Source organism: Rhodococcus sp. MALMAid1271 (assembly GCF_049195265.1).
Classification (GTDB): Bacteria; Actinomycetota; Actinomycetes; order Mycobacteriales; family Mycobacteriaceae; genus Rhodococcoides.
In genome coordinates, this window is sequence record NZ_JBMIRQ010000098.1 from 78,351 (window position 1) to 102,943 (window position 24,593).

19 protein-coding genes are annotated in these 24,593 nt (G+C 65.1%); 16 read left to right on the forward strand and 3 right to left on the reverse strand.

Going from position 1 to position 24,593, the window contains the following annotated elements; translation table 11 throughout:
- The first annotated feature begins 48 nt into the window (after positions 1 to 48).
- A complete protein-coding gene (locus ACOQFP_RS16370; protein WP_421584910.1) occupies positions 49 to 1,308 on the forward strand; it encodes a L,D-transpeptidase in 1,260 nt (419 codons plus the stop codon).
- A gap of 13 nt (positions 1,309 to 1,321) precedes the next feature.
- Here the strand turns inward: ACOQFP_RS16370 and ACOQFP_RS16375 are convergent, their stop codons facing one another.
- Positions 1,322 to 2,077: an SDR family NAD(P)-dependent oxidoreductase gene (locus ACOQFP_RS16375; RefSeq protein ID WP_206488978.1), complete on the reverse strand. Its 756-nt coding sequence runs from the start codon at positions 2,075 to 2,077 to the stop codon at positions 1,322 to 1,324.
- Between the two features lie 332 nt (positions 2,078 to 2,409).
- Here ACOQFP_RS16375 and ACOQFP_RS16380 point away from each other — a divergent pair, with 332 nt between their 5' ends.
- From ACOQFP_RS16380 to ACOQFP_RS16425, 10 genes are all read left to right on the forward strand, one after another.
- Entirely contained in the window at positions 2,410 to 3,660 is a 1,251-nt protein-coding gene (locus ACOQFP_RS16380; protein WP_421584911.1) for an ROK family protein, read from the forward strand.
- 10 nt (positions 3,661 to 3,670) lie between these two features.
- Positions 3,671 to 4,522, forward strand: a complete 852-nt coding sequence (locus tag ACOQFP_RS16385) for an alpha/beta fold hydrolase (RefSeq protein ID WP_421584912.1) — start codon at positions 3,671 to 3,673, stop codon at positions 4,520 to 4,522.
- 94 nt (positions 4,523 to 4,616) lie between these two features.
- Positions 4,617 to 5,945, forward strand: a complete 1,329-nt coding sequence (mshA, locus tag ACOQFP_RS16390) for a D-inositol-3-phosphate glycosyltransferase (RefSeq protein WP_421584913.1) — start codon at positions 4,617 to 4,619, stop codon at positions 5,943 to 5,945.
- Entirely contained in the window at positions 5,942 to 6,439 is a 498-nt protein-coding gene (locus ACOQFP_RS16395; RefSeq protein ID WP_206488982.1) for a YbjN domain-containing protein, read from the forward strand. The genes mshA and ACOQFP_RS16395 overlap by 4 nt, the downstream gene beginning before the upstream one ends.
- 58 nt (positions 6,440 to 6,497) lie before the next feature.
- Positions 6,498 to 7,928 (forward strand): nucleobase:cation symporter-2 family protein, encoded by a 1,431-nt coding sequence (locus ACOQFP_RS16400; RefSeq protein ID WP_421584914.1) that lies wholly within the window; start codon positions 6,498 to 6,500, stop codon positions 7,926 to 7,928.
- Positions 7,929 to 8,003: 75 nt separating this feature from the next.
- Entirely contained in the window at positions 8,004 to 9,095 is a 1,092-nt protein-coding gene (locus ACOQFP_RS16405) for a BMP family lipoprotein (RefSeq protein WP_241256540.1), read from the forward strand.
- A gap of 46 nt (positions 9,096 to 9,141) precedes the next feature.
- On the forward strand, positions 9,142 to 10,644 hold the full coding sequence (locus ACOQFP_RS16410) for an ABC transporter ATP-binding protein (protein ID WP_341244172.1): 1,503 nt from the start codon (positions 9,142 to 9,144) through the stop codon (positions 10,642 to 10,644).
- Positions 10,628 to 11,875, forward strand: coding sequence for an ABC transporter permease (locus ACOQFP_RS16415; RefSeq protein WP_421584915.1), 1,248 nt, complete (start codon positions 10,628 to 10,630; stop codon positions 11,873 to 11,875). Before ACOQFP_RS16410 ends, ACOQFP_RS16415 begins: the two co-directional genes overlap by 17 nt.
- Entirely contained in the window at positions 11,872 to 13,149 is a 1,278-nt protein-coding gene (locus ACOQFP_RS16420; RefSeq protein WP_421584916.1) for an ABC transporter permease, read from the forward strand. Before ACOQFP_RS16415 ends, ACOQFP_RS16420 begins: the two co-directional genes overlap by 4 nt.
- A gap of 99 nt (positions 13,150 to 13,248) precedes the next feature.
- A complete protein-coding gene (locus ACOQFP_RS16425; protein WP_341244175.1) occupies positions 13,249 to 14,841 on the forward strand; it encodes an AMP-binding protein in 1,593 nt (530 codons plus the stop codon).
- Between the two features lie 53 nt (positions 14,842 to 14,894).
- Here ACOQFP_RS16425 and ACOQFP_RS16430 read toward each other — a convergent pair whose 3' ends face one another.
- Positions 14,895 to 15,860, reverse strand: coding sequence for a glucosyl-3-phosphoglycerate synthase (locus ACOQFP_RS16430; RefSeq protein ID WP_341244176.1), 966 nt, complete (start codon positions 15,858 to 15,860; stop codon positions 14,895 to 14,897).
- Between the two features lie 34 nt (positions 15,861 to 15,894).
- Positions 15,895 to 16,917 carry an alpha/beta hydrolase gene (locus ACOQFP_RS16435; protein WP_421584917.1) on the reverse strand — a complete coding sequence of 341 codons (1,023 nt, stop codon included), beginning with the start codon at positions 16,915 to 16,917 and terminating at the stop codon, positions 15,895 to 15,897.
- A 260-nt stretch (positions 16,918 to 17,177) separates the two neighbouring features.
- On the opposite strand from ACOQFP_RS16435, the gene ACOQFP_RS16440 reads away from it, so the two are divergent.
- The 5 genes from ACOQFP_RS16440 (at position 17,178) to ACOQFP_RS16460 (ending at position 24,379) form a co-directional block, all read left to right on the forward strand.
- Positions 17,178 to 18,632: a condensation domain-containing protein gene (locus tag ACOQFP_RS16440; RefSeq protein ID WP_341244178.1), complete on the forward strand. Its 1,455-nt coding sequence runs from the start codon at positions 17,178 to 17,180 to the stop codon at positions 18,630 to 18,632.
- Positions 18,629 to 20,086 (forward strand): MFS transporter, encoded by a 1,458-nt coding sequence (locus ACOQFP_RS16445; protein WP_421584918.1) that lies wholly within the window; start codon positions 18,629 to 18,631, stop codon positions 20,084 to 20,086. The genes ACOQFP_RS16440 and ACOQFP_RS16445 overlap by 4 nt, the downstream gene beginning before the upstream one ends.
- A gap of 101 nt (positions 20,087 to 20,187) precedes the next feature.
- Positions 20,188 to 21,396 (forward strand): lipase family protein, encoded by a 1,209-nt coding sequence (locus tag ACOQFP_RS16450; RefSeq protein ID WP_341244180.1) that lies wholly within the window; start codon positions 20,188 to 20,190, stop codon positions 21,394 to 21,396.
- Complete coding sequence (locus ACOQFP_RS16455; RefSeq protein WP_341244181.1) at positions 21,393 to 23,147, forward strand: CocE/NonD family hydrolase; 1,755 nt, start codon at positions 21,393 to 21,395, stop codon at positions 23,145 to 23,147. The genes ACOQFP_RS16450 and ACOQFP_RS16455 overlap by 4 nt, the downstream gene beginning before the upstream one ends.
- Positions 23,144 to 24,379 carry a lipase family protein gene (locus ACOQFP_RS16460; RefSeq protein ID WP_341244182.1) on the forward strand — a complete coding sequence of 412 codons (1,236 nt, stop codon included), beginning with the start codon at positions 23,144 to 23,146 and terminating at the stop codon, positions 24,377 to 24,379. Before ACOQFP_RS16455 ends, ACOQFP_RS16460 begins: the two co-directional genes overlap by 4 nt.
- Positions 24,380 to 24,593 lie beyond the last annotated feature (214 nt).

Consider the following 24,593-nt stretch of genomic DNA (forward strand, 5'->3'; position numbering starts at 1 on the left):
CAGCTTTCGATGGTGGTTCACGTATTTGACCCAGGTACGTTGGATAACGTGCATGAGCAGGTAGAACAGACAAAACGGACGCGCGCGGTGTGGTTGGTCGCCGTGCTCGTCGCCTTGGTGGCACTCGTGGCGGGGTGCACCATCGGATCGGGCGAGGGCGGCTCGGGTAGCTCGGCCCCCACCACCGAGGCACCGCCCGTCGCGCAGGTGACCGAGAACCCGGTCGCCGGTGCCGACGACGTCAGTCCCATCGCACCGATCTCGGTGACCGTGACGAGCGGAACGCTCACCGAGGTCGCTCTCACCAACCCCAACGGCAAGGTCGTCGAAGGCGCGCTCTCGCCCGACAAGACCTCGTACGCCATCACCGAACCTCTCGGCTACGGCGTGAAATACACCTGGTCCGGCTCTGCCGTCGGCTCGGACAACAAGACCGTGCCCGTCGAGGGCAGCTTCACCACCGTCGAGCCGGACAGTCGAACCGCGGTGAGCACCAACATCGGCGACGGCCAGGAGGTGGGCATCGCTGCGCCGATCATTCTGCAGTTCGATTCGTCCATCGCGGACAAGGCCGCCGTCGAGAAAGCACTGACGGTGACCACCAATCCGCCGACTCCGGGCGCCTGGGCCTGGTTCCCGGACGACAACGGCTCACGCATCCACTGGCGACCGACCAACTACTGGGCTCCCGGCACCACCGTGTCGGTGGACGCGAAGCTGTACGGCGTGAACTACGGCGACGGTGCCTACGGTGCCGCCGACCTCACCTTGAACTTCAGTATCGGACGCAGTCAGATCGTCGTCGCCGACGCGACCAGCCACCGCATGCAGGTGGTACGCGACGGCCAGACCATCATGGACATTCCCGTCAGCTACGGCGAGGGCAACGAGGACCGCAACGTCACCCGCAGCGGTATCCACGTCGTCACCGAGAAGCACGAGGATTTTCTGATGTCCAACCCGCCGTTCTACGAGAACGTGCGCGAGCGGTGGGCGGTGCGTATCTCCAACAACGGCGAGTTCATCCACGCCAATCCGCTGACCACAGGGGTGCAAGGTGCATCGAACGTCACCAACGGCTGTATCAACCTTTCCACCGAGGATGCGCAGCAGTACTTCGGCACGGCGATGTACGGCGACCCCGTCGAGGTGACCGGAACCCGCATCGACCTCTCGGCGGCCGACGGCGATCTGTACGACTGGACCATCGATTGGCCGACCTGGCAGTCGATGTCGGCTCTTCCTGCCGGCGGTGCGAGCGCAACCACGACACCTGCGACATCGCCTGCACCCGCGCCCGCCGGCTGAGTGCGTCGCGCGCTCAGTCGCGGGCGAAGCGCCCCGGACCGGCCTGATCGCGCGGCTTGATGATGATCTGGTCGATGTCGACGTGTGACGGCCTCGAGGCGACGAAGCCGATGACCTCGGCGATATCGCTCGCGACCAGCGGCGTGATTCCCCGGTACACGGCGTCCGCCTTGGCGGCGTCGCCGTCGAAGCGGACGAGAGAGAACTCGGTTTCCACCGCGCCCGGTGCCACCTCGGTCAACCGCACCGGCTTCCCGAGCAGTTCGCCGCGCAGGGTGCGATGCAGCACGGCCTGAGCATGTTTGGCGGAGGTGTAGCCCGAACCGTTGTCGTAGGCCTCGAACGCTGCAACCGAGGTGATCGTGACGATCAGGCCGTCGCCGGAATCGATCAGCTTGGGCAGCAGGGACTTCGTGATCCGGAGCGTGCCGAGGACGTTCGTCTCCCACATCCAGCGCCAGTCGTCGAGGTCGGCGTCGATCACCGGAGCCAATCCCTTGGCACCGCCTGCATTGTTGATCAGCACGTCGACGCGGGGAATCACCGAGGTGAATGCGGCCACCGAATCCTCGTCCGTGACATCGAGTTCCAGTGCGGTACCGCCGATTTCCGAGGCCAACTCCTCGAGTCGGTCCAGTCGGCGGGCGCCGATGACGACGTGGAACCCGTCGGCTGCGAGCTGGCGTGCGGTGGCCGCGCCGATGCCGGAGCTTGCTCCGGTGACGACGGCGATTCGGGAATCGGGTGCGATGTGTTCGGACGAGGTCATGGCTCGATTCTATGCCGGTCGACCACGACGCCGATGCGGCGGCGATTGGCCAACGAGCGTGCAGGTGCTAATTTTGCAGGCATGTCGGCGTCCGAGACCACCGCGATGCGGGTCACGTATGCGACGGCGTCCCTCGGTGCTCGCTTGCCGCTTCCTCGTGAACTGTGTTGTCTCGGCGCAGGAACCTGTCTCTAGCCGTTCGAGCTACAGACAGTCGATTGGATGCGGTCGCCCTTCGTGGCCGACGCATCGACCCCTGACCTGCATCGCTTCGCCCTGTCGGCGCTGTCGTCCCGCGCCGAACAGGCACAACTGCTGAGGACCGTCGACGGATGTCTGTCACCACCGCGCATCGCCGTACTCGCCCCGCCGCCGCGCACCCATCGGTGCGACTGGTCGCGCCCGATCTGAGGATTGCCGGCGGCCCGGCCTCGTCCGTGCTTCGAGTCGCCTGTTCGGTGGGCCCGATCACGCGCGACAGTGCCGCTCGCGCAACAGGGTTGAGCGTCGCCACCGTCAATCGTCAAGTATCGGCCCTGCTCGGGGCCGGGCTGCTGCGCGAGCGCGCAGACCTGACGGTGCCGGGAGCGACAGGGCGGCCCCGCGTGCCATTCGAGGTGGACCACGAACCGTTCTCGACGATCGGCATCCACATCGGTGCCGTCAGCACCAGCATCGTCATGAGCGATCTTCGCGGTCGCGTTCTCGCTGCTGTCGAAATCCCCACCCCCGGTGGATCTTCCGAGGCAGCGCTGATGTCCATCACGCGCAGTGCCTGCGCCTTCGCTGCACGCTGGCATCGCCGCACCCTGCTGTGGGTCGGGGTGGCGACCGGCGGACGCGTCGACACGGCGCGCGGCACCGTCGATCATCCTCGACTGGGTTGGCGTGACGGACGAGTTGCCGCCATCGTCGGCAGCGGACTCGGGGTCCCCGTCTCGGTGTCCGGGCACGTCGAAGCAATGGCCGCCGCGGAACTACTTCTCGCCCCGCCGCCGTCGAACACCATTGCAGCGCAGGACGGAACGTCCCTGTACGTCTACGCACGCGAGACCGCTGGAATGGCCCTGACGATCGACGGCCGCGTCCACACGCCGGCGAGCGGGCCCGGTTCCATCGCGCACCTGCCCACCGGATCCTCGGCGCTGTGCGGCTGCGGTGCTCGCGGATGCCTGGAAGCCTCCGTCGGTGACAGGGCAGTGGTCGCCGCTGCGGTGAACCGCGCAATCGTTGCCCCGCACACCCGTCCGAGTATTGCCGCGGTGTACGGCGCAGCGCAGGGCGGTTCGGAAGCAGCGCGGGAACTGCTCACCGAACGGGCCCGGATCCTGGGGCGGACGGTGGCGCTGCTGCGAGACATGTTCAATCCGGATCGCGTCGTACTCGGGGGACAGGCATTCACTGCATATCCAGCCGCGATCGCTCATGTGCGAGAGGCATTCGTGCAGCATTCGACCCTGGCACCCGGGAATGTTCGAGTGACCGGATTCGGCGACCGGGTACAGCAGTACGCCGCGACGGTGGTCTCACTGAGCGCCCTGTACTCCGATCCGCTCGCCGCGATGCGCACAGTCGCCGCGTAGGTTGCCCGATATGAGCATCGGGACAGCAGGACCAGTTCGCCAGGCCACCGGAATCGACGGGACCAACATCGTCTACCGCGTCAGTGGTGACCCCGCGTCCCGGCCGTTGATTCTGCTGCACGGGTGGGCGCAGAGCTCGGCGTGCTGGGGATCGGGATTACTGGCCGATTTCGCGGCGCGGTACCGCGTTGTCGCCGTGGACCTGCGCGGTCACGGTTACTCCGACGCGCCGACATCGGGATACGAGGACTCGAAGAACTGGGCCGGAGACGTCGCCGCGGTGCTCGCTGCAGAGGGCATCACCGCAGACGCAGTGCTGCTGGGCTGGTCCTACGGCGGGCTGGTGATCTGCGACTACCTCGCCGAACACGGATCCGACGCGGTGGCGGGCATCGTGCTCGTCGGGGCGATCACCAGCATCGGTCGCGGACAAGCAGGCGGCCGCGTCGGGACCGCGATGCGGGCAGCGATCCCCGGTGCCATGGCGGAGGAGCCCAGGGTCGCCATCAAGGCACTCGGAAGTTTCGGCCATGCCCTGACCGGGCCCACCGAAGGAAAAGGAACCGAGGCACAGGCGTTGTTCGGGCTGACGCTCGCGACCCCGCCTCGGGTGCGCGCTGCCCTGTTCGATCGCACGGTCGAACACGACGACCTGCTGCGGAGCCTCGGTATCCCGGCGTTCGTGCTGCACGGAACCGAGGACACCGTCGTCGATGTCTCGGCGGGCCGGCACGCCGAGGAGCTGATTCCCACGGCGGTGGCGTCGTACTGGGATGGCGTCGACCACGGCCCGTTCGTAGCCGATCCGCAGCGATTCCTGACCGAGGTGGCCGGGTTCGTGGACGGTCTGGGTACGGCATGAACGAACAGTCCGGATCACGCGCGGGGTCATTCCGGCCCGGCCGTCGGAAGGGGTAGTTCTCGAGACGTAATGTGGAGGAGTGCACACTGAAGACGTGACGGGACACCAGCTCAGCAGGGTCGCTGTGTTGTCGTTGCATACTTCCCCGCTGGCGCAGCCCGGCACCGGCGATGCGGGCGGGATGAACGTCTACGTACTGCAGAGTGCGAAAGAGCTGGCCAAGCGGGGCGTCGAGGTCGAGATCTTCACTCGGGCCACGGCCTCGTCCGATGCCCCGGTCGTCGAGGCTGCGCCCGGCGTGCTCGTCCGCAACATCGTCGCTGGACCGTTCGAGGGCCTGGACAAGCACGACCTGCCCACCCAGCTCTGCGCGTTCGCGGCCGGGGTGCTGCGTGAGGAAGCTCGCCACGAGCCCGGCTACTACGACCTGGTGCACTCCCACTACTGGCTCTCGGGCCAGGTCGGTTGGCTGGCGCGCGACCGTTGGGGAGTGCCGCTGGTGCATACCGCGCACACACTCGCCGCAGTCAAGAACGCGTCCCTGGCTCGGGGCGATTCGCCCGAGCCCGCCGCGCGCCAGATCGGCGAGCAGCAAGTGGTCGCCGAGGCGGACCGGCTGATCGCCAACACCTCCGAGGAGGCGAAGTCCCTCGTCGAGATCTACGGGGCAGCGCAGGAATCGATCGATGTGGTTGCGCCGGGAGCCGATCTGACGCAATACAATCCGGGCGACAAACGGGCAGCTCGCGTCGCGCTCGGCCTCGATCCGGACGAAGCGATCGTCGCCTTCGTCGGACGCATCCAGCCACTGAAGGCACCCGATGTGCTCATCGCTGCGGCTGCGGAAGTGCTGCAACGAGATTCGGCGATGCCACTGCGCATTCTGATCGTCGGCGGGCCGTCCGGCAGCGGGTTGGACCGGCCCGGCAGCCTGATCGATCTGGCCGAAAGTCTCGGCATCTCGGCCAAGGTGACCTTCATTCCGCCACAACCGTCCTCGCGCCTGGTGCAGGTCTACCGGGCAGCCGACATCGTCGCCGTGCCGAGTTACAACGAGTCCTTCGGCCTGGTGGCCATCGAGGCGCAGGCCTGCGGAACTCCCGTGCTGGCAGCCGATGTCGGCGGGTTGGGTGTGGCCGTGCGGTCGGGCGAGACCGGTCGGCTGGTGCAGGGGCACCGCACCGCGGACTGGGCCGATGCGCTCTCGTCCATGCTCTCGGACTCGGCAGCATTGGCCGAGATGTCGATCGCAGCGCCGCTGCACGCGCGCAACTTCTCGTGGGAGCACACCGCGGAAGGACTCATCGAGAGCTACCGGCAGGCCAGGTTCCATTTCGATCGTGGTGAGGCACCGAGCGAGTTCTCGCCGCGCCGGGTCCGAGGATTGTCGAAACTACGCAGATCAGGAGCTGTGACTGCATGAGCGAGACCGCCGACCTGATCGACCGGGCACTGAAAGACCGCGAACTGGACTACACGCGTCGCGGTGAGGTGTTCACCGTCGAACTGCCCGGGGAACGCAAGCTGAAGACCACGACGATGTTGACCGTCGGGCATCACGGGGTACGTATCGAAGCATTCGTCTGCCGCAAGCCCGACGAGAACTTCGAGGGCGTCTACAAATACCTGCTGCGACGTAACCGCCGCCTGTACGGGGTGCATTACACGATCGACAAGGTCGGCGACATCTACCTGGTCGGCCGAATCTCGCTGCACGCGGTCAACGGCGACGAACTCGATCGGATTCTCGGCCAGACTCTCGAAGCCGCGGACGGCGACTTCAACACGCTCCTCGAACTGGGGTTCGCGGAGTCCATCAAACGTGAGTGGGCATGGCGGGTCTCGCGCGGGGAGTCGTTGGCGAACTTGAAGGCATTCGAGCATTTGGTCGACGAAGATGCAGCCGCGCAACCGTAACTCGCCCGAAATGGCACGGAGCCGTCGCCCGTAACGTCCGGTTCTTAGCCTGACATTCATGACCAGGCCAGAGGATGCGCGCCCGCCGGTGTTGCAGATGTTCGGTTACGGTATGCAGCACATCCTTTCGATGTTCGGTGGCGTGATCGCCGTGCCCATCATCGTCGGTGGTGCGGCCGGGCTGTCCGGGGCCGATCAAGCCCTGTTGATCTCGTGCGCCCTGTTCGTCAGTGGGGTCGCGACCGTGCTGCAGACTATCGGGATTCCCTTCTTCGGCTCGCAATTGCCACTGGTGCAGGGCATTTCGTTCGCATCGGTCTCGACGATCCTGACCATCATCGGCAGTGCCGAGGACGGACGAACCGGCCTGCGCACCGTGCTCGGTGCCGTACTGGTGGCCGCGCTCATCGGTTTGGCGATCGCGCCGTTCTTCTCCAAGGTCATTCGCTTCTTCCCGCCACTGGTCACCGGAAGCATCATCACCGTCATCGGACTCTCGCTGATGCCGGTGGCCGCGCGCTGGATCACCGGTCAGGAGACGGTGGGAGGTGCACCCAATCCGAACTACCTCGACCCGGGAAACATCGGACTGGCGATGTTCACCCTCCTCGCAGTGTTGGTGATCACCAAAATCCCCGGATTGTCACGGCTGTCGATTCTGCTGGGCCTCGTGGTCGGCACCATCGCGGCGCTGATCGTCGGAAAGACGGACTTCGACGGCGTCGGCGACGCCTCCGTGGTGGCCGTGCCCACTCCCTTCGCATTCGGGTCACCGATCTTCGCGGTCGGCGCGATCGTGTCGATGACCATCGTGATCCTGGTGATCATGGTCGAGACCACCGCAGACATCCTCGCCGTCGGCGAGGTCGTCGGAACCGACGTCGACACCAGACGCGTCGGCGACGGGTTGCGCGCCGACATGGTGTCCTCTGCCGTGGCACCGATCTTCAACACCTTCCCGGCCACAGCCTTCGCGCAGAACGTCGGACTGGTAGCGATGACCGGTATCAAGAGTCGCTTCGTCGTCGCAGTGGGCGGTGGGGTACTGGCACTGCTCGGTCTGTCTCCGGTTCTCGCCGCCGTCGTCGGTGTGGTCCCGCTTCCCGTCCTCGGTGGCGCGGGCATCGCACTGTTCGGCACCGTCGCCGCCAGCGGGATCCGCACCCTCGGCAAGGTGAACTACGACAACAATTCCAATGTGGTCATCGTGGCGGTGACCTTGGCATTCGGCCTCATTCCCGTTGTCGCCGACGACTTCTGGGACGAGTTCCCGGACTGGTTCGTCACCATCTTCCACTCCGGTATCAGTGCCGCCAGCATCGTGGCAGTGGTACTCAACGTATTCTTCAACGTGATCAAGCCCGGTACTCCACCGAACCCCTCGGTGGTGGCAGCGGGCCCGGCCGTGATGGTTCGTGAGGACGAAGCGAGAACACTCCGCGAAGGCGGCAGTCTCCCCGAAGATCGGGCGTCGAACAAGGATGCCTGAGCGAAATCCTGCGCACCCTCGCCCGCACGAGTAGCGTCCCGAAACAATAGAAGTACATCTGAACTGGAGGACATCTTGTCAATCGTCACCCGCACGAGTACGCGAAAGGCAGCGCTCGGCGGCGTCGCGTCGCTCGGTGCCATCGCCCTGATCGCAGCTTGTGGATCTGCTCCCGAGAACGAAGGATCGGGCGGGGGCGGATCGAGTGACTTCCTGCCGTGCATGGTCTCCGACAGTGGTGGCTTCGACGACAAGTCGTTCAACCAGCTCGGATACGAGGGCCTGACCGAGGCGGCCTCGACGCTCGGTGTCGAGCCCCGCACCGTGGAATCGGCGTCGCCGACCGATTACGCACCCAACATCAACAACCTCGTCGATCAGGGCTGCAATCTCATCGTCACCGTCGGATTCGACCTCGCCGATGCCACCAAGGTCGCAGCGGAGGCCAACTCCGACATCGACTTCGCCATCATCGACGACTCCTCGATCGACCTGCCGAACGTCAAGCCACTGACCTACGACGCGTCGCAGTCCGCCTTCCTGGCCGGCTATGCGGCCGCGAGCTACAGCACCACCGGCGTGGTCGGCACGTTCGGCGGCGCGCAATTGCCGACCGTGACCATCTTCATGGACGGTTTCGCAGACGGTGTGAACTACTTCAACGAGCAGAAGGGTGCGGCAGTCCGAGTCATCGGCTGGGATGTCGCCTCCCAGAACGGCTCGTTCACCGGCGGATTCGCCGCGAACGAGGTAGCGAAGAACACCGCCCAGGGGCTGATCGACCAGAACGCGGACGTCATCTTCCCGGTCGGTGGACCCATCTACCAGAGTGCGGCGCAGGCAATCCGGGACTCCTCACGTCCGGTGGCCCTGATCGGTGCCGACGCCGACGTCTTCGAATCCGACCCGTCGGTAGGCGATCTGTTGCTCACCTCGGTGACGAAGGGCCTCAAGACCAGCGTCGACGAGGTGGTCGCCAACTCGGGTGCCGATTCGTTCGACAACACCCCGTACGTCGGCACACTCGAGAACGGTGGCGTCGGTATCGCGCCGTTCCACGACTTCGAGTCGAAGGTCGATCCCGCACTGCAGGGCGAGCTGGATACGATCGAGGCCGGGATCATCGACGGTTCCATCACCGTCGTGTCGCCATCCGCACCCAAGTAGTACCACCGAGTACTCCACGGTCACATCACTCACTGGTTGCGGGGACATGAAGCTCGAACTTCGCGGTATCACCAAACGATTCGGCTCGTTGATCGCAAACGACCACATCGATCTGAGCGTCGAATCCGGCGAGATCCATTGCCTTCTCGGTGAGAACGGTGCAGGCAAGTCCACGTTGATGAACGTGCTCAGCGGACTGTACCGAGCCGAGGAAGGCCAGATTCTGCTCGACGGCGTCGAGCAGAACTTCGCCGGACCCGGCGAGGCCATGGCCGCCGGGATCGGCATGGTGCATCAGCACTTCATGCTGATCCCGGTGTTCACCGTTGCCGAAAACATCGTGCTCGGCAACGAAACCACCTCGCTCGGTGGACGACTGGACCTCGTGGCAGCGAGAAAACTGGTACGAGAGATATCAGCGAGATTCGGCTTCGATCTCGACCCCGATGCTCTCGTCGGTGACCTACCCGTCGGCGTGCAGCAGCGGGTGGAGATCGTCAAAGCGCTCTCCCGCGAGGCCGAGGTACTCGTCTTCGACGAGCCGACGGCCGTCCTGACCCCGCAGGAAACCGACGATCTGATGCGGATCATGCGCGAACTCGCGGCCTCGGGCACCACCATCGTCTTCATCACCCACAAACTGCGCGAAGTGCGCGAAGTGGCAGACAAGATCACCGTCATCCGGCTCGGCAAGGTCGTCGGCGAAGCAGAGCCGACCGCCGACAACACCGAACTCGCGGCCTTGATGGTGGGACGCGATGTGCAGCTGACCGTTTCGAAAGATCCGGCGACACCCGGGGACGCTGCGCTGGTCATCGAGAACCTGTCGGTGTTCGATGCCCAGGGCAACAAGACCGTCGACGACGTCAGCTTCGAGGTCGCGGCGGGAGAGATCCTGGCCGTCGCCGGGGTGCAGGGCAACGGCCAGACCGAGCTCGTCGAAGCGATACTCGGGCTGCAGAACAACGTATCCGGGAAGATCAGCCTCGACGGCCGCTCACTCGTCGGATCCTCGGTGCAGCACGTGCTCGACGCAGGGGTCGGCTTCGTGCCCGAGGATCGCACCGTCGACGGTTTGGTCGGGGAGTTCACGATCGCAGAGAACCTGATGCTCGATCGCTCGAACAGCATGCCGTTCGTTCGGCGTGGTGCGGTGCAACGCGACTACTTGCAGAGCTTCGCGTCGGAGAAGCTGAGCGAATTCGACGTTCGGGCACCGGGAATCAGCACTCCGGTCGCGCGGCTGTCGGGAGGAAACCAGCAGAAAGTGGTGCTCGCCCGCGAGCTGAGCCGAGATCTGCGCCTGTTCGTCGCAGCCCAGCCGACGCGTGGAATCGACGTCGGGTCCATCGAATTCGTGCACAAGCGCATCGTCGCCACTCGGGACTCGGGGATCCCGGTCATCGTGGTGTCGAGCGAATTGGACGAGGTCGCCGCTCTGGCCGACCGCATCGCCGTCATGTACCGAGGAGCAATCGTGGGAATCGTCCCCGGGGATACGTCCCGTGAAACACTCGGATTGATGATGGGCGGTGAGCGTGGTGAGTGACGCCGGGCAGCCCTCGACATCCCAGGAGCCTTCCACCTCGCATCGCGTACTGCGGCAGATCTTCACCGGCAGTGCCATCATCTCGGTCCTCGCGGTACTTCTCGCGCTGATCGTCGGTGCCGTTCTCATCGCCGCCACCAACTCGGCCGTCCAGGAATCGGCCGGGTACTTCTTCTCGCGTCCCACCGACATGCTCAATGCGATCTGGGATTCCGTTGCCGGAGCGTACTCCTCGCTGTTCCAAGGTTCGGTGTACAACTTTCGGCGTCCCGGATTCGAGAACGGCATCCGGCCACTGACAGAGACGTTGACCTTCGCCACTCCGCTGATCGTCGCGGGACTCGGTGTGGCGCTTGCTTTCCGGGTCGGCATGTTCAACATCGGTGGCCGCGGCCAGATGCTCATCGCCGCGGCCTGCGCCGGATGGATCGGGTTCAGCGTGAACCTGCCTGCCGGTATCCACCTGCTGGTGGCCGTCGTAGCCGGAGTGGTCGGCGGCGCGGTGTGGGGCGGTATCGCCGGATTCCTCAAGGCGCGCACCGGTGCTCACGAGGTCATCGTCACCATCATGCTCAACTACATCGGGTTCTACCTCGTCGCCTACCTGCTGCGCACGCCAGGAGCGCTGCAGGCGCCAGGATCGAACAATCCCAAGTCCGCGCCCATCGCGTCCACCGCGGTGTTCCCCAAACTGTTCGGTGACCGCTACAGTCTGCACCTCGGATTCGTGCTGGTGATCCTCGTGACCGTCGCGGTGTGGTGGTTGCTCGAGCGATCGAGTCTCGGATTCCGCTTCCGTGCGGTGGGCGAGAATCCGCACGCCTCCCGGGTGGCGGGCATGAACGTCGACCGCATCTACCTCTACGCGATGATCCTGTCGGGGGCCCTGGTCGGCCTGGCCGGAGTTGCGCAGGTACTGGGAACCGTGACCACAGGTTTCAGCGCCGACATCGACGCCGGAATCGGATTCGACGCCATCACCGTCGCGCTGCTCGGCCGATCGAAACCCTGGGGCGTCTTCTTCGCCGGAATCCTGTTCGGCGCGTTCAAAGCCGGTGGCTTCGCGATGCAGGCGGCCGAGGGCGTGCCGATCGACATCGTGCTCGTCGTGCAGTCGGTGATCGTGCTGTTCATCGCCGCGCCGCCGCTGGTGCGAGCAGTGTTCCGATTGCCGGAACAGCGAGCAGGCAAGGCCAACGGGGCAGCGACCGCAAAGGTGGGTGCACTGTGACCCCCGCTCTCGGCACCGTCGACAGCCCGGCAGGGACTGCGCTGGGCCGCAATTGGAAGGTCCCGTCCATCCTCGGAGTCGTGACGCTCCTGGCGTTGGTGCTGTTCGTGCTCCGAAAAGGCTCGGGGAACAGTACATTCGCGTTGTCATCGGACGGCGACTTCTTCGCACTGCCCGCTGTGAGCGTGCCCTCGTACGGCACCGGCCTGGTCGTCGTCGTCCTGCTGGCCGTCATCACCGCATATGTCTCGCTGCTGGTGTGGCGGTCGCGTGCTACACCGCGATGGTTACCTGCACTGTTCGCAGTACTGTTCGTGTTCGGATTCCTCGCCTGGGCCGCGGACGGGGAGACCATCCCGGTCCCCGGATTGCTCATCGGCGCAGTCGCTCTGAGTACACCGCTGATCTTCGGTGCGATGGGTGGAGTGATCTCCGAACGCGTCGGGGTCATCAACATCGCCATCGAAGGGCAGTTGCTCGCAGGTGCCTTCGTCAGCGCCGTCGTCGCCTCGATCACCGGATCGACCTATGTCGCGCTGTTGGCGGCCCTGGTGGCCGGAGCACTCACCGCGTCCTTGCTGGCGGTGTTCTCCATCCGCTACTTCGTCAATCAGGTCATCGTGGGTGTGGTGCTCAACGTTCTGGTCGTCGGGTTGACCAGCTTCCTGTATTCGGTGGTACTGACGAAGAACGCCGAAACACTCAACTCGCCGCCGCGCTTCCCGCGCCTCGACATTCCCGTGCTCTCCCAGATCCCGATTCTCGGACCGGTGCTGTTTCAGCAGACGCTGATCGTGTACCTGATGTATGTCGCAGTGGCTGTCGTGTTCTTCGGACTGTTCCACACCAAGTGGGGACTTCGCCTGCGGGCCGTCGGCGAGCACCCGCAAGCTGCCGATACCGTCGGCATCGACGTCGCCCGAACCCGATTCTGGAACGTCTGCCTCGCCGGTTCCATCGCCGGGCTCGGCGGTGCCTACTTCACTCTCGGTTCCGTCGGCTCCTTCGGCAAGGAGATGACCGCAGGCGCAGGCTACATCGCACTGGCCGCGGTGATCTTCGGTCGCTGGGATCCGGTGCGCGCGACTCTGGCGGCACTGCTGTTCGGTTTCGCATCCAATCTGCAGAACGTGCTCGGCATCATCGGTTCCCCCGTGCCCAGCGAATTCATGCTGATGCTTCCCTACGTGGTGACCATCTTCGCCGTCGCTGGACTGGTGGGTCACGTCCGAGGGCCTGCCGCAGCCGGCAAACCGTATGCCTCGCGAAATTAGCGCATGCCATACCTGACTCGGCGGTAGGGTCGCTGTCCGTTGTGACCGCTTTCACTGTAGGGTTCGATCATTGTTGTCGCAGTTCTTCGAAGGAGAGCCATGAGCTTCCGCAGTCCCTTCCCCGACGTCGAGATCCCGAATCTGAACGTCTACGACTTCCTGTTCGGCTCCATCGCCGAGTCCGACCTCGACAAGCCTGCGCTCATCGACGGTACGTCGGGTGACGTCACCACCTACAAGACTCTGATCGGCCAGATCGACGCCATTGCAGGTGCTTTGGCCGCCCGCGGACTCGAGGTCGGCGACGTCGTCGGCCTGCATTCGCCGAACGTTCCCGCATTCGCCTCCGTGCTGCACGGCATTCTCCGCGCGGGCGGAACCGCGACGACGATCAACGCGTTGTACACGGCCGAGGACATCGCAAAGCAGCTCACCGGTTCGGGCGCGAAGTTCCTGTTCACCGTCTCGCCGCTGTATCCGCAGGCCAAGGCTGCCGCGGAGCAGGTCGGTCTCGATGCCGACCACGTGATCGTCCTCGACGGTGCTGAGGGCCACCCGAACCTGCGGGACCTGCTCACCCAGGGCGCCCCTGCCCCCGAGGTCTCCTTCGATCCGGCCACGCACGTGGCCGTTCTGCCGTACTCCTCGGGCACGACGGGCGTGCCGAAGGGCGTCATTCTCACCCACCGCAACCTCGTCGCGAACGTCGCGCAGATGGAACCACGCGTCGGTATCGACAGCAACGACGCCATTTTGGCGTTGCTGCCGTTCTTCCACATCTACGGACTGACGGTATTGCTCAACATCGCCCTCAAGCTGCGCGCGCATCTGGTGACGATGCCGAAGTTCGATCTCGTCGAATTCCTGCGGATCATCCAGGACCAGAAGCTGACGTACCTGTTCATCGCCCCGCCGGTGGCCGTCGCGCTCGCCAAGCACCCGATGATCGATCAGTACGACCTGTCGAGCGTGCACACCATCTTCTCGGGTGCAGCACCGCTGGACGAGGAGCTGGGCAAGGCCGTCGCCAGGCGACTGAACACGCGCGTGCGTCAGGGCTACGGCATGAGCGAGCTCAGCCCCGTCAGTCACGCTATTCCCTTCGACCGCGACGACATGCCGCTCAGCTCGGTCGGACAGCCGCTGGCCAACACCGAGAACAAGCTCGTCGACCCGGGAACGGGCAACGAGATCGACCTTCCCACAGAGGGATTGAGCGCGCAGGGTGAGCTGTGGGTCAAGGGCCCGAACGTGATGGCGGGATACCTCAACAATCCCACCGCGACGGCTGAGACCCTCGACTCGGACGGTTACCTGCACACCGGTGATATTGCCGTCGTCGATCCCGAGGGTGTCGTCTACATCGTCGATCGACTCAAGGAACTGATCAAGTACAAGGGCTATCAGGTACCGCCGGCCGAGCTCGAGGCGCTGCTGCTCACGCACGAGCAGATCGCCGACGCGGCCGTGATCGGTGTTCTCGACGACGAGGGCGAGGAAATCCCCAAGGCATTCGTCGTCCGCCAGCAGGGTGCCACCATCGACGAGGAGGCCGTCATCGCCTTCGTCGCCGAGCGTGTGTCGCCGCACAAGAAGGTACGCCGCGTCGAGTTCATCGACATCGTGCCGAAGTCGGCAGCGGGCAAGATTCTGCGCAAGGATCTGCGCGCAGCCGAGGCAGCAGACAAGTAGCTCCGGCAGTACCGCCCCCTCCATCGAGCTCCACGGTGGAGGGGGCATTGCTGTCAGAGGGGGGCGCTCATCGAAGGGCGTCGATGTCCACGAACGTAATCGTCCAGCGTGATCAGCGGCGGGCGATCGAGCGTCGAGACCGGCGCGACACTCATCGACAGCTGGCCTTCGGCGGCCGCGAACGTGGTGAAACCGGCACCCGAGTCGCGCAGGCCAAGGCGCGGGAGCATCGTCGCGATGATCTGGCGACTCATCACAGCCAACTCCGAGGTCGGCCTGTTTCGGTGCCGCCGTGTGCCCAGTCCGACCTGTCCGATCGGGCCCGCACCCAGCCGGTGATACGTGTCGAGCAGAAGGCCGATCTCGACACCGTAGCCAGGGGCGAACGGGAGCGATTCGAGCAGTTGCCGAGTTGCGGCGTATTCGCCGCCCAGCGGCTGGAAGACGCCGGCCAGTTCGGGCCGCAGTGCCGTCAACAGTGGCCGCACCGTCAGCTGCGTGACGCGTCCCCCGCCGTCCTGGTCCGTGGTGTCACCGATCCTCAGCGGCCGCCGATAGAAGCCCTTGACCAGTTCGAGGTTCTCGACCATCAGCAGGGGACCGACGAGGGAGGGGACGAAGTGCGCACCCGGTTCGAGAAGATCGGAATCGACGAACACGACGATCTCGCCCGAGGTGGCCGCGACGCCACGCCACAGAACCTCTCCCTTGCCGTGGACGACGGGTGTTCCCGGTAGTACTTGCTCTCTGGGCACCACCGTGGCACCGGCAGCGCGGGCCCGAGATGCCGTGCGGTCGGTGGAGCCGGAGTCCAGCACCACCAGTTCGTCGACGAGAGTTCCCAGGTACGGGACTATCGAGGCGATGACATCGGCGACGGTGTCCTCCTCGTCGAGCGCGGGAAGTACAACCGAGACCGTCCGACCCTGTTTGGCGGCGATGATGTCGGCGAGCGGCCAAGGCGAGCGGGCCCACGTGGCAGCAAGGGCAGGAGTGCCAACGGCACCGTTTCGGCTCATCGAGTTTCCTTCGTCATCGCTGAAACATCACGGCTCAGGACGGGCCGGTCGGCAGCCCCAACGACGGAGCGATCACCGACCACGAGTCGTGTAGGTCTTCCTGCCAGTAGGCCCAGGAGTGGGTTCCGTTGGGTCGAAAGTTGTAGGTCGCCGGAATGTCGAGCTCCTGCAGCCGCTGTTGCATCTGATGCGAGCACGCATCGGTGGTCGCCTCGATCACGGCACCGACGGCGACCTGCTGGGCGAGCTTGCTGTAGTCGCTTCCGATTCCGGGGCCGCCGGGGACATCGAACGGGCCCGGCGCGCCGGTTCCCGCCGAAATGTAGATCTCGATGCCGCGCAGACCTTCGGCATTGACGTAGGGATCGTTGTCGACCCAGGCAGCAGAACCGGGCGGCCCCCACATGTTCATGGTGGAGCCGCCTCCGCGAGCTTCCACAACCGATCTGACGTACATCGCACCCACCGGATCGCTGGTACGAGCGCATCCGCTGTACGCCGCGACGGACCGGTACACCGAGGGGTGCGCGATCGCCAATTGCAGCACCGACGTACCGGCCATGGAGATGCCGGCGATCGAATTGACTCCGTTGCCGCCGAGCTCGGCGTCCATCAACGGCGGCAGTTCGATGCCGAGGAAGGTGGACCACTTGTTCCGACCCAGCACCGGGTCGTCGTGCAGCCAGTCGGTGTAGTAGCTCGCCGCGCCGCCGCGCGGAACCACCACGTTGACGTTCTTGTCTCCGAAGAAGCCGACGATGTCGGTCTGATCGAACCAACTGCTGCCACCGTCTCCGCCTGCGGCACCGTTGAGCAGGTAGACGGTGGGGGCACCGGGGTGCTTCGCCCGGAAGATGTCGACGGTGATGTCGCGGTCCATCGATGCCGAATACACGTGCACGATATCGCGGCGTTCCGCGATGTTCTCGACTCCGACGATCTTCGATGCATCCTCGGCGGTCGCCACAGCTGCTGTGCCCGACATGAGAACGACGACGGTTGCGAGCACGCAGAGAGTCGAAACAATCGCCTCACGCAGGCGGTATCGGTCGATCATCCACCGTTCCTGACGTCGTGGGGGCAGCGCAATGCCTGAGCTTCGGCCGGCGCGGTACTCCCAGGACGTTAGGTCGCGCCCAACTATGTCTCTACACTTCTGACGATTTTTCAGTTTTGACACAGATTCAGATCAGAACTTTGTCGATTCCCCACAAATCCGCTCGGGGGGTGTTCACCGATGCGCGTCAGTGATGCACTGGCTGCTCCGACGCACTCCTTGCGTTGCGCCCGTACCGCTCCTCTTCGAAAGGTTGTGCCGTGGTTGCATTCGGACTCATCGACGAGTGGACGCCCACTCCCGGCTCGCTCACCACGTGGTCGCCTTCCGAGGCCTCACGCGCCGCCGCGGCAGCAGCACCTGTTCATCCGGCCCGGCCGTCACACATCCAGCAGGCGTACCTCGAGGCTGCGTACCGCAACCGAGGATCGTCCTTTCGCTTCTCCAGGCTGTGCCTCGTCACGTTCCGCATCGAAGGAAAGCTGGACGTCGCGGCGATGGGCCGAGCGTTCACTGCGTTCGTCAAACGTCACGACTCGTTCTCGAGCTGGTTCGAGGTGACGGCAGAAAGCTCGGTGCGCCACCGCGTCGACGTCGAGGACATCGTGCTCGAGGCAACCCCCTTCGGCATGCCGTCGGACTCGGCGGCTATCCGCAGGCACGTGCAGGACAGCACCCCCGGGCCCGACAGCTGGGACTGCTTCTCCTTCGGCACGATCGAGCACGAGGACCATTTCGTGGTGTATGCGGCGGTCGATCATCTCGACACCGACGGAATCTCGCAGGCATTGACGTACTACGAGCTCCGACAGCTCTACCGCAACGCGGTGACGGGGGAGTCCGACGAGTTGTTCACCCCCGGTAGCTACCTCGAGTACTGCGAGCGCGAGCGCGCCGAGAGCGACGCCACGACCCTCGAGACCCCAGCTGTGCAGACGTGGATCGACCTCGTGGTGGGCAACGGCGGTGATCTACCGACCTTCCCACTCCCGTTGGGGCGCAACAGTGCCGACTACACCAGGACATCGCACAACTCGTTCCCGCTTTTCGACGGTGCGCAGGCCAGGGCGGTCGACGAGGCATGTGCAAGCGTGGGGGCGAAGTTCATCGGCGGAATCTTCGCAGCGGCAGCACTGGCCGAATACGAACTGGCGGGCAGAGACAGCTATCTGGCCCTGACGCCCAAGAGCACTCGATCTCTGCCGGGCGAATTCGCCTCGATCGGATGGTATTCCAGTCTGATCCCCTTGCGCTTCGAGGTGGGTTCGTCGCCGACCTTCCGCACCCTCGCCGTCCGTGCTCAGCACGCGTTCGACGCCGGAAAGCTGCTGGCGAACACCTCGTATCACCGGGTACTGGAATTGGTCGGTCCCGAACACGGAATCACTACCAAGCCGGGTTGGACCGCCCCGATGATCTCGTACGTCGACGTCCGCAAACTGCCCGGTGAAGCCGAACTCGACGCCGCAGGGGCCGGGTTGTACGGAAACCGAGGCAGCTCGGAGGAAGTCTTCATGTGGGTCAACCGATTCGAAGACCACACCGGCGTCGAATTTCTGTACCCGGGCACGGACGAGGCCGATCGCTCGATCGACCTGTACTTCTCCAAGATCTTCGAGATCTTCTCCGCCGTCGTCGAATTCGGAGACTACGCCCCGCAGCTTCCCGACGCGAGCACGTTCGCGCGCGAGATCGCGGACGTCAGCAGGGTATGACGCACCGACGCAGCGGCTCGTGGCTGACGCTGTGCGCCTGTCTGCTGGCAGTGACGATGCAGATGATCGACGTCACCGCCGTCACCGTTGCGTTGCCGACGATCGCTCAGGACCTCGGTGGGCAAGGCGCACAGCAAGTCTGGGTTCCGGCGGCGTATCTGCTCGCCTTCGCGTGCGCGCTCCTGACAATGGCGAGAACAGGTGAGGTCTTCGGACGAAGAAACACATTCGTCGTCGGCACCGCGATGTTCGCATCGACATCGGTGCTGTGTGCGTACGCGCCGACGATCGAGATGCTGATCCTCGGTCGAGTCCTGCAAGGTCTGGCGGGTGCGGCCATGTCGGCTCAGACCGTGGCCATCGTGACCGCAACCTACGCCGGGGCGCGGCGTACCACCGCGTTCGCACTGTACGGAGCCGTCGCCGGCCTCGCTGGTCTGGCAGGACCCGCCGTCGGCGCGGTTCTGCTCGAACTCGACATCCTCGGAACCGGTTGGCGTGCAATCTTTCTGATCAACGTCCCGATCGCAATGATCGCAATTGCGATCGGCCGCCGATACATCGCCGTGGGTTCGCAGTACGTGCAGTCCGGTACCGGTGGGCGCTTCGATCCGGTCGGGGTCCTGCTGTGGTCGACCGGCGCTCTGCTGATCGTCTACCCGATCATGACGAGTTCGAGCCCGACCACCGCGGTACCGGCAATGGGCATCGGACTGGGGCTACTGGCCGTGTTCGCGATGTGGGAACGGCGTCGAAGGGCAGCCGGCGCACACGTCATGGTCGACACGAGCGTGTTCGCCGAGCGAGGATTCTCCTACGGCTGCGCCGTCTCGGCTCTCGTGTACGGCACCTTCACCGGCTTCGTGCTGACGATGTCGGTGACACTGCAGACCGGTCTCGGCGACAGCGCCTCGATGGTGGGGGCGATCACGGTGCCCTTTGCTCTGGGCGCCATCGCAGCATCCTTGGTCGCACCGATGGCGTTCGAGCGCTGGGACTCTCGGTCGGTGGCTGCCGGTGCGGCGATCATGGGGGTGTCGCTGTCGATGCTCGGCCTAGCGACCGCGCAGCTCGGACAACCCGGCTTCGCCTGGTGGCTGGTGGTTCCACTCGCTCTGATCGGGGTCGGTCTGGGTTCGGTGATCGCGCCACTGCAGAGCACCATCGTCGCCGGGGTCAGGCCGGAGGCCATCGGCTCCGCCACGGGCATCATGCCGACGGTCCAGCAGATCGGGTCTGCAGTGGGGACCGCAGTCACCGGTGTCGTGTACTTCGCACTGCTTCCCGCCCAACCGATCGCATCGGACTATCTGGCCTCGCAGCAGAAGGTTCTGTTCGGGCTGGCGGTGAGCATGGCTGCGGCCACCGCCGTGTCGGTCGCGCTGCCGCGCCGAGACCGAAAAACAGGCGGCGAGGCACGAGCGCCCGCGATGGCACCGCACAGATCTCCCTGACCCAGAACGCCCCGAGCGAAACACAACGATCCGCAACACAATCCGAGGAACCCGGGCCTCGAGGACCGGCCGGGCCGAACGAAATCGAGAAGAGTTACCTCATGCGCCGCACCCTGACTGCCCTGACGATCGCCGTCGGGCTGATGTCGATGCTGTTCGTCTCAGCACCTGTCGCATCGGCCGGGCCCGACGATCCGGTACCGCCCCCCGGCACCATGTACGCATCGCCTGTGGACCTGACCGGCAAGAACAACGGCGATGTTCTCGACAGCAGGCGCTTCACCAGCCCGCTGTATCCCGGAGCCGACATCTGGCAGCTTCGGTATCGGTCCTCCGACTCGAGGGGAGACGCGATCGCTGCCGTGACGACGGTCCTCGCGCCGGCCGATCGTGCTCCCGGCGGCCCGCTGCTGTCCTACCAGCCTTTCGTCAACGCGCTCGGGTTGCAGTGCGCGCCATCGGAATCGTTGTTCGGTGCCGACCTGACCACCGGCGTGCAGGAACGCGAATTTCTGAACCTGGCACTGGTACGGGGATGGACCGTCGCTGTCCCGGATCATCTCGGACCCAAGAGTGCCTACGGTGCGGCGAAATTGGGCGGGCAGATCACCCTCGACGGGGTGCGGGCCGCGCAGCGGGTACCCGAACTCGGGCTCGCGGCCAGTCCGGTGGGGATGGCGGGGTACTCCGGTGGCGGAATGGCCACGGCCTGGGCTGCGGCCCTTGCTCCCACCTACGCACCGGAGCTGAACATCGTCGGTGCCGCCGCAGGCGGTGTGCCCGCCGATCTGGACAACATCGCCCGCGCGCTCGGCTTCCAGCCCCACCAGGCCTTCGGTCTCGCGTTCGCGGCGGCCCTCGGGCTCGAGCGGGAATACCCGGACCGGCTGCCGATCTCAGCGCAACTCAACGACACTGGTCTCGCCTTGAAGGAGCAGGTCGCCAATGCCTGCACGCCGGTGATTCTGGCTGCCGGTGCATTCAAGAGTGCGCTGGCCGTCTCGACCAACACCTCGCTGGTGGACAGCCCCGAGGCGCAGCGGATCATCGACGAGAACAGTCTGGTCAAGTACGCCGGTGTGCCGACTGCCCCGACGCTGCTCTGGGCCAGCGACAACGACCCGCTGATTCCGATCGCCGCCCTACGCGATACCGCCGGTCGGTACTGCGCAAACGGGGCGACGCTGCAGTTCGACATCGTTCATGCGCCGCAGCACATTCAGGCGGCATTCGAAGGGCTTCCGGCTGCGCTCACATTCCTGGACAACAGGTTTCGGGGTGTCGCTCCGCCTACCAACTGCCTCCGATGAAGCGGCTCGCAACTGCGGTCGCGGCAACGACACTGGCGTTGGTCGCGGCGTCCGTTCCGGCGCACGCCGCAGATCTGCCGGTGTTGGCGCCCCAGTCGTTCGGTGAATTCTCGGTGCAGACTCGATATTTCGACATCGCCGTCGGACCCGCGCGCGACCAGCACTGCACAGTAGTGGGCGACATCTATGTTCCGGATGGGCTCGGCCCCGACAATCGAGCACCGGCCATCCTGACGAGCAATGGTTTCGGCGGATCCAAGGACGACCAAGCGGGAGCCGCCGCGAGGTTCGCAACCCACGGCTACGTGGTGCTGTCGTACTCGGCGCTCGGATTCGGAGGTTCGACCTGCAAGATCTACTTCGCCGATCCCGACTACGACGGTGCGGTGGGATCGGCCCTCATCGGCTATCTCGCAGGCGCGCGCGACGGTGTGTTCGCCGATGCGGCGAGAACTGTGCCGGCACCGGCGCTCGACGTGGTGCGGCTCGACGAACCAGGAGATCCGCGCGTCGGCTATCTGGGCGGGTCCTACGCCGGCGCAACAGGGTTGGCGACGGCGTCGGTGGATCCGCGACTGGACACGGTGGCATCGATGATCACGTGGAACGATCTGGCCCACTCGCTGGCACCGGAAGCAACCGGCCGGAGGCCGGTGGGGCCGATCAAGAGCGTGTTCGGCACGGCCTTTCTTGCAGCCGGTGCCATCCTCACCGGGCCGGTCGGGTACGCAGTCGATCCGGATCGAGCCGACGGGTGCCCCAACTATGCGCAGTGGGTGTGCAATGCCGCATCCGCCTTCGCTGCCAATCGCGAACCCGAGCCGGAAACCCTGGCGGCGATGCGCCACGTCTCACCCGCGGACTATCTCGATCGCGTCGATGTCCCGGTTCTGCTCACACAGGGCCAGAAGGATTCACTGTTCAGCCTCGACGAGGCGGCCGCCACCTTCGAGGCGCTGCGGGCGCGGGGAGTGGAAACGTCCATGATCTGGCACTCGTGGGGCCACAACGATCGCACTGGCTACCCGGGAGAATTCGACATCAAAGCACCCGATCCGTTCACTCAGCACGAAGCGGCTCTGGTGGGCAACTGGCTCGACCGACACCTCAAAGACCGCGACGTCGACCCCGGGCCTGCCTTCACCTACTTCCGCGACTGGGTTCCCTACAACGATGTGGCATCGCCTGCCTATGCGGAGTCGAGTACATTTCCCGTCGGCAACAGGCGCACCTATCACCTGGCCGATGGCGCATTGGTGGACAGCGCCGGCCCGAATGCTCCATGGGCGCAGACGATTCGGGATGCCGGGTCGCCGACGCACACCACGCTGGGGCTGCCGAACATCGCAGCAGAAGTTCCGGTACCGCGATTCTCCCTGCCCGGTTCTGCTGCGACCTGGACGACCCCGCTACTCACCGAAGCAGTCGATGTCGTGGGTGCGCCCGTCTTGTCCATCAGCCCGCGAACGACCGGACCGGCCACGGTGTACGTCAGTGTGCTCGACGTGGCACCGAACGGAGTCGCAACCGCGATCCACGGACTGGTGGCCCCGGCTGTTCTGACCGGAACCGCGGAGCCGGTGACCATCTCGCTGCCCAGCATCGTTCACCGATTCGATCGCGGACACCGCATCGCCGTCGAGATCACCGCATCCGATCCATCGTTCGCCGGTGGGCCCGGACCGGCGGAGGTGACCGTCGCGTCGACGGATTCGATCAACGAATTCTCCTTACCCGTAGTGCCGCAATGATCTACCTGAGAAACACCGAAAGGCTCGCCTTGACCAGAAAACTCGTTGCCCTGAGTTCCATCCTCGTGGCACTGTGCGCATCTCTGTTGGTCTCGGGGACAACAGCTTCGGCTACCCCTGCCCCGACGATTCCCGATCCGGACGTGTTCTACGCGGCACCCGCCGATATCGCCGATCACGCCCCGGGCGACATCCTGGCCAGCCGTCGTGCGGACGCGTGGATGTACCCCAACACCGACATCTGGCAGCTCAAGTATCGGTCGACCAACTCCGCGGGTGCGCCGGTCGCCGCGGTGACCACCGTGCTGATGCCCCGAGGCAGAGGTGAGGGGACGCCGTTGGTGTCCTACCAGGCGGTGATCAACGCTTTGGGCGTCAAATGTGCACCCTCGCATGGTCTGTTCACCTACGAGATCGGTGAAGCTCCGAGCCTGTACCTCGGTATGGTCACTCGCGGTTGGGCGGTCGCTGTGCCGGACTACCTGGGGCCGACCGGTGCTTACGGGGCGGCGGAGTACGAAGGTCGGTTGACGCTCGACGGCGTTCGGGCCGTGCAGAACTTCGAGCAGTTGCCGCTGAAGGACAGCCCTGTCGCTCTGCTGGGCTACTCCGGCGGCGCGTTGGCGACATCGTGGGCCGGTGCGATGGCACCCACCTACGCCCCCGAGTTGAACATCGTGGCCAGCGTGCACGGCGGAACCCCTGCCGATCTGGGATTGATCGCACAGAATCTCGGCTACAGCCCCATTCCGCACCCCGCCTTCGGAATGGCACTCGCCGCGTCACTGGGGCTGGAGCGCGAGTACCCGACCGAATTCCCCGTCTCGGAGAACCTCAATGCCGCGGGCTTGGCACTGCGGGATCAGGTGAGTAACGAGTGCAGGCGACCCATCATCATCGGCGGAGCATTCAAGAGCGCGCGAGATCTGTCGAACGTCGACATCGCATCGCTGCCGTCGGCCCAGGCAGTGTTGAGGAAGAACAGTCTGGTCGACTACGAGGGCGTGCCGAAGGCCCCGGTGTACATCTGGCACGGGATCAACGACTTCATCACCCCGTTCGCGCCGGTGAAGGAAACCGTCGACCGCTACTGCGCCGCCGGAGCAACAGTGCAGTTCAGGGCGTATCCACTGGCGGAGCACTTCAGCGGATCGCTGGTCGGACTACCCGAGGCGTACGCCTACGTGGATGCACGATTCCGAGGTGAGCCGGCGCCGTCGAACTGCGCCTGATCTGCGCTCGGGGGAGTCAGTCCGCAACCTCACACCTTTTCTCTCGACCTCACACCCCTGCTGTGGCCTGAACCGTTCTTTGCCAGGATGATCGTGAGACACGTCCTGGCCTGGGCGTGGGGAATCGAGATGCTTGTGATCGACATCGAGATCGGACGAACCACTACTGGCGGCCGGACGTTTCCGGTTGCGTTTCGGATCGCGTTCGTCGAGC